General features: G+C 72.5%; 5 protein-coding genes. All 5 read right to left on the bottom strand.

The genetic code is table 11. From position 1 onward, the window contains the following. Positions 1-104: 104 nt before the first annotated feature. On the bottom strand, positions 105-1,262 hold the full coding sequence (gene ispG / locus ACWF9Z_RS15155; protein WP_328301090.1) for a flavodoxin-dependent (E)-4-hydroxy-3-methylbut-2-enyl-diphosphate synthase: 1,158 nt from the start codon (positions 1,260-1,262) through the stop codon (positions 105-107). Positions 1,263-1,457: 195 nt separating this feature from the next. Beyond that, entirely contained in the window at positions 1,458-2,759 is a 1,302-nt protein-coding gene (locus ACWF9Z_RS15150) for a M50 family metallopeptidase (protein WP_453602131.1), read from the bottom strand. Further along, a complete protein-coding gene (gene dxr, locus ACWF9Z_RS15145) occupies positions 2,756-4,009 on the bottom strand; it encodes a 1-deoxy-D-xylulose-5-phosphate reductoisomerase (protein ID WP_453602128.1) in 1,254 nt (417 codons plus the stop codon). The genes ACWF9Z_RS15150 and dxr overlap by 4 nt, the downstream gene beginning before the upstream one ends. 20 nt (positions 4,010-4,029) lie before the next feature. After that, entirely contained in the window at positions 4,030-5,367 is a 1,338-nt protein-coding gene (locus ACWF9Z_RS15140) for a hypothetical protein (RefSeq protein ID WP_453602125.1), read from the bottom strand. A gap of 135 nt (positions 5,368-5,502) precedes the next feature. Next, the gene (locus tag ACWF9Z_RS15135) at positions 5,503-7,491 is read right to left on the bottom strand and encodes an acyl-CoA dehydrogenase family protein (protein ID WP_453602123.1); all 1,989 of its coding nucleotides are present in this window, start codon (positions 7,489-7,491) and stop codon (positions 5,503-5,505) included. Positions 7,492-7,671: the final 180 nt, after the last annotated feature.

Below are 7,671 nucleotides of genomic sequence, written 5' to 3'. Positions count from 1 at the left end.
GGGGGGCGGGGGGGCGCCGCCGGGGCGGGCGGGGCCCCCGCGGGATACGACACGGCCGGGGGCCGCCCCCCCCCCCCCGGGCCCCTGTGCGTACGGCGGCGGAGTCAGACGCCGATCGCGACCGTCGGCTCGCCCGACATCACGCCGTCCTTCTCCATCTGCTCGGCGATCTTCAGCGCCTCTTCGATGAGGGTCTCGACGATCTTCGACTCGGGGACGGTCTTGATGACCTCGCCCTTCACGAAGATCTGACCCTTGCCGTTGCCCGAGGCGACGCCCAGGTCGGCCTCGCGGGCCTCGCCGGGGCCGTTGACGACGCAGCCCATGACCGCGACGCGCAGCGGGACCTCCATACCCTCGAGGCCCGCCGTGACCTGCTCGGCCAGCTTGTAGACGTCCACCTGCGCGCGCCCGCAGGACGGGCAGGAGACGATCTCCAGACGGCGCGGCTTGAGGTTCAGCGACTCCAGGATCTGGCGACCGACCTTGATCTCCTCGACCGGCGGGGCCGACAGCGAGACGCGGATCGTGTCGCCGATGCCCTCGGAGAGCAGGGCGCCGAAGGCCACGGCCGACTTGATGGTGCCCTGGAAGGCCGGGCCCGCCTCGGTGACGCCGAGGTGCAGCGGGTACTCGCACTGGGCGGCCAGCTGGCGGTAGGCGTTGACCATCACGACCGGGTCGTTGTGCTTGACCGAGATCTTGATGTCGCTGAAGCCGTGCTCCTCGAAGAGGGAGGCCTCCCACAGCGCGGACTCGACCAGCGCCTCGGGGGTGGCCTTGCCGTACTTCTTCAGCAGCCGCGCGTCGAGCGAGCCCGCGTTGACGCCGATCCGGATCGGGGTGCCCGCGTCCTTGGCGGCCCGCGCGATCTCCTTGACCTTGTCGTCGAACTGCTTGATGTTGCCGGGGTTCACGCGGACGGCGGCGCAGCCCGCGTCGATCGCCGCGAACACGTACTTCGGCTGGAAGTGGATGTCGGCGATGACCGGGATGTTCGACTTCTTCGCGATGACGGCGAGCGCGTCGGCGTCGTCCTGCGTCGGGCAGGCCACGCGCACGATGTCGCAGCCCGAGGCGGTCAGCTCTGCGATCTGCTGGAGCGTGGCGCCGATGTCGGAGGTCCGGGTGGTCGTCATCGACTGCACCGAGATCTGTGAGTCTCCGCCGACGGCCACCGAGCCGACCTGGATCTTGCGGCTGACCCTGCGGTCGGCAAGCTTCGTCGGCACGGCCGGCATTCCGAGAGAGATGGCAGTCATCTGCTGTGCAACCCCAAGGTGTGGATCAAGGTCCCGAGATCGGCGGGCTCCAGCCTTCGAGATTACGCCAATCAGAGCCCGCACCGTGCATCGCGCGGGCCGCGCCACTCGAACGTCGGGAGCCGGGCACGATGTGTGCCCGGCTCCCCGGTCCTTCGTGTATGGCTGCCCGCGGGTTCCCGGACCCGGCCGCTATCAGGTGATCTTGATGGGATTCACCACGTCGGCCGCGAGGACCAGCAGCGTGAAGCAGACGAAGACGCCGGCCACCACGTACGCGGCGGGCATCAGCTTCGCCACGTCGAAGGGGCCCGGGTCCGCGCGCCGGAACACCCGCGCCAGATTGCGCCGCACCGACTCCCACAGGGCGCCCGCGATGTGCCCGCCGTCCAGCGGCAGCAGGGGCAGCATGTTGAACAGGAAGAGCGAGAGGTTGAACATGCCGAGGACGTTCAGCATGATCGACATCCGCTGCTCGGTCGGGATGTCCAGCGTCGCGATCTCGCCGTTGATCCGGGCCGCGCCGACGATGCCCATCGGGGAGTCGGCCTCGCGCTCGGCTCCGTTGAAGACGGAGTTCCACAGCGCGGGGATCTTGCCGGGGAGGTTGGCCAGGCCCTGGACGCTGCTCTCGACGACCTCGCCGACGCGCTCCGCCGACGCGCCGAAGCTGAGCGGGGCGATCACGGACTTCGGGCTGAAGCCGAGCCAGCCGGCCGAGACGTACTCGCCCTTGACGTAGCCGCCGTGGCCGTCGGTCTTGCCGACCCGGTTCTCCACGAGGCTCGCGTCGAGCTTCACCTCCTGGCCGTCGCGCAGGACGGTGATGCTGGCGGGGCCGATGGTGTTGCGGATGGTCTTCTGGAGGGCTTCCCAGTCGGCGATCCGCTTCCCGTCGAAGGCGACGACCTTGTCGCCCGGCCGGAGGCCGGCCGCCTTGCCGGGGGCCACCGGGTCGCCGTCCTTGCAGACGTCGCGCTTCTCGCTCTGGCTGAGGACGCAGTCGGAGACGGCGGCGACCGTGGTGGTCGTCTGCTGCACCCCGAAGGTCATCCAGACGCCGAAGAAGATCACCATGGCCAGGACCAGGTTCATGAAGGGTCCGGCGAACATCACGATCACGCGCTTCCACGGCTTGCGCGTGTAGAAGAGCCGCGTCTCGTCGCCCGGCTGGAGTTCCTCGTACGCCGCCGAGCGCGCGTCCTCGATCATCGACCGGAACGGCGACGTCGAGCGGGCGGTGACCTTGCCGTCCTCGCCGGGCGGGAACATCCCGATCATGCGGATGTACCCGCCCATGGGGATGGCCTTGATCCCGTACTCGGTGTCGCCCTTCTTGCGCGACCAGACGGTCCGGCCGAAGCCGACCATGTACTGGGGCACGCGGATGCCGAAGAGCTTGGCGGTCGAGAGGTGGCCGAGCTCGTGCCAGGCGATGGAGACGAGCAGCCCGACCACGAAGACGAGCACGCCGATCAAGGTCAGCAGTATGGTCATGCGCGCGCCTCCACTGCGGCCCGTGCCGCCGTCTCCTGTGCCCGGGCCCTGGCCCAGGTCTCCGCTTCAAGGACGTCCCGTGCCGTGAGGGAAGTTCCCGCGGCGGGCGTTCCGTGCTCATCGACCACGGCAGCGACCGTATCCATGATTGCTGTGAACGGCAGCCGACCGGCCAGGAACGCCTCCACGCACTCCTCGTTCGCCGCATTGAACACGGCGGGCGCGGTGCCGCCCAGGGTACCGACGTGCCGGGCCAGGCCCACCGAGGGGAAGGCCTCGGTGTCCAGCGGGAAGAACTCCCACGTCGAGGCCTTGGTCCAGTCGAAGGCGGGGGCCGCGTCCGGGATCCGCTCGGGCCAGCCCAGACCGATCGCGATCGGGCCGCGCATGTCGGGCGGGGTGGCCTGGGCGAGCGTGGACCCGTCCGTGAACTCCACCATCGAGTGCACGTAGGACTGGGGGTGGACGACGACCTCGATCTGCTCGAAGGGGATGTCGTAGAGCAGGTGCGCCTCGATGACCTCGAGGCCCTTGTTGACCAGGGTCGCCGAGTTGACGGTGATCACCGGGCCCATGGCCCAGGTGGGGTGCGCGAGGGCGTCCTTGACCGTGACCGTGGCGAGCTCGGCGCGGGTGCGGCCGCGGAAGGGGCCGCCGGAGGCGGTGACCACGAGCTTGCGGACGTCCGCGCGGGTGCCGGCCGCGAGCGCCTGGAAGAGCGCCGCGTGCTCGGAGTCGACCGGGATGATCTGGCCGGGCTTGGCGAGGGCCTTCACCAGCGGACCGCCGACGATCAGCGACTCCTTGTTGGCGAGGGCGAGGGTCCGGCCGGCCCGCAGCGCGGCGAGGGTGGGCTCGAGGCCGATGGAACCGGTGATGCCGTTGAGGACGGTGTGGCACTCCGAGGCGGCGAGCTCCGTCGCGGCGTCGGGCCCGGCGAGGATCTCGGGCAGCGGCTCACCGGCGCCGAACTGGGCGTCCAGCGCCTCCTTGAGGGCCGGTACGGCGTCCTCGCGCGCGACGGCCACGGTCTTCACCCGCAGCTTCCGGGCCTGCTCGGCCAGCAGGGCGACCCGTCCGCCGGCGGCGGACAGCGCGGTGACCCGGAACCGGTCCGGATGGCGCAGCGCGAGGTCGATGGCCTGGGTCCCGATGGAACCGGTGGAGCCGAGGATGACGATGTCCCGCCGGCCGGCCGCGGGGTCGAAGAGGAGGTGCGGGTCGGCGAGGGGGGATGGACGGTCGCTCATGCCCCCATTGTTGCCGCAACTCAGGGGTGTTTGGACACGGAGCCCCCTTCCGTGACCCGCAGCAGAAGGTGCGGGAGCGTTCCGGCGAAGTCCGGGAGCGTGCTCGCCGCCCGCCACCAGGCATCCGGGTCCTCGCCGAGGGCCACGGTGAACAGCCGGTCCGCCTCGGCGCGGGAGGCGAGCACGGCCTCGGGCCGGTCGTACCGGTCGGGGTGGTCGACGGCGCCGAGCCAGTGGTCCTCGTCCAGGGCCCAGACCGCCGGGAGCTTGTGCCGGATCACGTCGACACCGGTGAGCAGCCCGCGGTCCAGGCAGTCGCGGACCCAGCGGATGTCCTCCTCGACGGTCTCCATGGGCACGGCGAGGCTGGCCAGGGCCAGTTCGCGCTCCGCTCCCCCGGAGGGCCGCGGGGACCTCGGGGCGAGGCGGGCCACGGCCCGGTCCAGCCCGGGCAGCGCCGGCCCGTCCGGGGGCTCGGGCAGGGTGCCGGCCGCCGTGCGGGTCACGAGCTCGCCGAGCGGGCCGGGGAAGGTGTGGGCGTGGCGCAGCAGCTCGGCCCAGAGGCGGGGGTCGTCGCCCAGCGGGGCCAGGGCGCGCCGCAGGGCCGTGTGCATGCCGGCCAGTTCGGAGAGGGTCCAGCGCAGCCCGCGGGTCGTGGGGAGGGCGGCGAGCAGCAGCGCGAGCCCGGCCGGGCGCACGTCGTCCACCAGCTCGGACTGGGTGACCAGGCCCATCCGGACCGCGCGGACGGCGGGCCGGTACCAGGAGCGGCCGTGCGTCCGGGCCGTGTGGACGTCGAGCAGTCCGCGGGCGGCCCGCGGGGGCAGGCCGCCGCGGAGCAGCAGGGCCTCGACCGAGCCGGGCGGCAGCGGCTCCCGGGCGTGCGCGAACCAGAGCAGTTCGGGGTCGGCCTCGTGCGGCAGGGCCAGGACGTCGAGCGGGACCCTCGGCCGGTGCGTGCCGTGCAGGCGCAGCAGGAGGAGCAGCTCTTCGGTGGTCAGGGGTGCCTCGTCGGCCGGGGTCCGGCCGGCGGCGGGGTCCCGGCCGAGTTCGGCGCGCAGGACGGGCAGGAGCGCGGGCGGGGTCCGGCGGGCGTCGTACCGGGCGGGGCCGGGCAGGCCGGGCAGCGGGCGGCCGAGGACGTGCGGGTTGCGGGCCACGGACCGGCGGTCCTCTTCGCTGCCGTCACGGAGCAGGAGGCTGACGGCGGACGCGGGCAGCCACTGGTCCCGGGTGAGGTAGGTGCGGGCGGCGGGGGTCAGGCGTGCGATCAGATGGACCGCGACGTGCTCCGGTGCGTGGCGCAGCACGAGCGCCACGCACCAGGCGAGCCTTCTGCTGTCCTTGTGCTGGTCCATCGTCGCGTTCCTCGCCGTGTCCGCCGCCTGCCACCAGCCTCGTACATCCGCCCGGTGTCCGGCGATGATCGCAGGTCGGCGGAGCGGCCGACGGGCAGGCCGGCGGATCGGTCCCCGGACCGGCCGGTGGACCGGTCAGCGGATCGGCCGGTGCGCGTTCTCGTGCGTCGACGGGCCGGGGGTGGCGTCGGCGATCCACGGTCCGTCGCCGGACGGGTCGAGGATGCCCTCCTCCAGCCAGGCGTAGGTCCCGCTCAGGACTCCCGCGACGACCTTGCCGTCCACGTCGTCGGTGTTGTCCCAGAGGCGGCCGAAGAGCTCCTCCACCCGCAGCCGGGACTGCCGGCAGAAGGCGTCGGCCAGCTGGTAGGCCTCGCGGCCGTGGTCGCCGGTGGCCCGCAGGTGTTCGGCGCGCACGCAGGCCGCGCTCATGGCGAAGAGCTCGGCGCCGATGTCGACGATCCGGCCGAGGAACGCCTGTTTGGTCTCCATGCGGCCCTGCCAGCGGGACATGGCGTAGAAGGTCGACCGGGCCAGTTTGCGGGAGGCGCGCTCCACATGGCGCAGGTGGGTGGAGAGGTCGGGGTGGCCGGCGGGATGGAAGGCCCGGTAGGTGCCGGGGACCTGGCCGGCTCCGGCGGCCAGCTGGGGCAGCCAGCGGGCGTAGAACCCGGCGGCTCTGGCGCCGGCCTTCGCCTTGTCGCCCAGCGCCTTGTCGGGGTCGATGAGGTCGCCGGCGACCGACAGGTGGGCGTCCACGGCCTCGCGGGCGATCAGCAGGTGCATGATCTCGGTGGAGCCCTCGAAGATCCGGTTGATGCGCAGGTCGCGGAGCATCTGCTCGGCCGGGACGGCCCGTTCGCCGCGCGCCGCCAGGGACTCGGCGGTCTCGAAGCCCCGCCCGCCCCGGATCTGGACCAGTTCGTCGGCCATCAGGCAGGCCATCTCGGAGCCGTAGAGCTTGGCGAGGGCGGCCTCGATCCGGATGTCGTTGCGTTCCTCGTCGGCCATCTGGGAGGCGAGGTCGACCACGGCCTCCAGGGCGAAGGTGGTGGCGGCGATGAAGGAGATCTTCACGGCGACCGCCTCGTGCCGCGCGACGGGCCGTCCCCACTGCTCGCGGACCCCGGACCACTCGCGGGCGATCTTCAGGCACCACTTCCCGGCGCCGACGCACAGGGCGGGCAGGGAGAGCCTGCCGGTGTTCAGCGTGGTCAGCGCGATCTTCAGGCCGGCGCCCTCGGCTCCGATGCGCTGGCCGGCCGGGACCCGCACCCGGTGGAAGCGGGTGACGCCGTTCTCCAGGCCGCGCAGGCCCATGAAGGCGTTGCGGTGCTCGACGGTGATGCCGGGCGAGTCCGCCTCGACGACGAAGGCGGTGATCCCGCCCCGGTGGTTCTCGCTCCTGGGGACCCGGGCCATGACGACGAGCAGGTCGGCGACGACCCCGTTGGTGGTCCAGAGCTTCACGCCGTCCAGGACGTAGGCGTCCTCCCCGTCCGGGACCGCCGTGGTGGCCAGGCGCGCCGGGTCGGAGCCGACGTCCGGCTCGGTGAGGAGGAAGGCGCTGATGGCGGTGGTCGCGCAGCGCGGCAGGTAGGCGTCCTTCTGCTCCTGCGTGCCGAACATCTTCAGCGGCTGGGGCACGCCGATCGACTGATGGGCGGAGAGGAGGGCCCCGATCGCGGGGCTGACGGAGCCGACGAGGGCGAGCGCCTTGTTGTAGTACACCTGGGTGAGGCCGAGGCCCCCGTACTTCGGGTCGATCTTCATGCCGAGCGCGCCGAGCTCCTTGAGCCCGCGCACGGTCTCGTCGGGGATCTTCGCCTCGCGCTCGATGCGGGCCGCGAGCCCTTCGGCGAGTGCGGTCTCGCAGAACTCCCGCAGCCGTGCCAGGAAGGCCTCCCCGCGCCGGACGTCCTCGTCGGCGGGGAGCGGGTGGGGGTGGATCAGGTCGAGCCGGAACCGTCCGAGGAACAGCTCCTTGGCGAAGCTGGGACGGTGCCAGTCCTGCTCCCGGGCCGCTTCCGCGACCTGCCGGGCCTCGCGCTCGGTCACCTTGGGCTGTACGGGCTGGGCGGGCGGAACGGGCTGGGCTGGCTGTACGGGCTGTGTTGCGGACATGCGGGGACTCACCTCGCCGCCGAGAGTGGGGTGCTTACCGGTCGGTGCTACCTGTGAGTCGTACCCGTTTCGGGCGGCGGGGAAGCGGGGGTAAAAGGGGGACGGGGGGGGGCCCCCCCCCCGGGGGGGACGGCGGCGCGGGCCAGGCCCGGGGCGAGGGGCGAGTGGGGGGCGCCGGTG

It is taken from the genome of Streptomyces sp. NPDC054961, assembly GCF_053609145.1.
Note: the sequence above shows the minus strand (reverse complement) of the source record. Positions and strands in the feature narration are given on the sequence as shown.

Coding starts and splice junctions, on each gene's coding strand:
- ispG (WP_328301090.1), bottom strand. CDS start 1,262: ATGACTGCCATCTCTCTCGGAATGCCGGCCGTGCCGACGAAGCTTGCC.
- ACWF9Z_RS15140 (WP_453602125.1), bottom strand. CDS start 5,367: ATGGACCAGCACAAGGACAGCAGAAGGCTCGCCTGGTGCGTGGCGCTC.
- ACWF9Z_RS15135 (WP_453602123.1), bottom strand. CDS start 7,491: ATGTCCGCAACACAGCCCGTACAGCCAGCCCAGCCCGTTCCGCCCGCC.
- ACWF9Z_RS15150 (WP_453602131.1), bottom strand. CDS start 2,759: ATGACCATACTGCTGACCTTGATCGGCGTGCTCGTCTTCGTGGTCGGG.
- dxr (WP_453602128.1), bottom strand. CDS start 4,009: ATGAGCGACCGTCCATCCCCCCTCGCCGACCCGCACCTCCTCTTCGAC.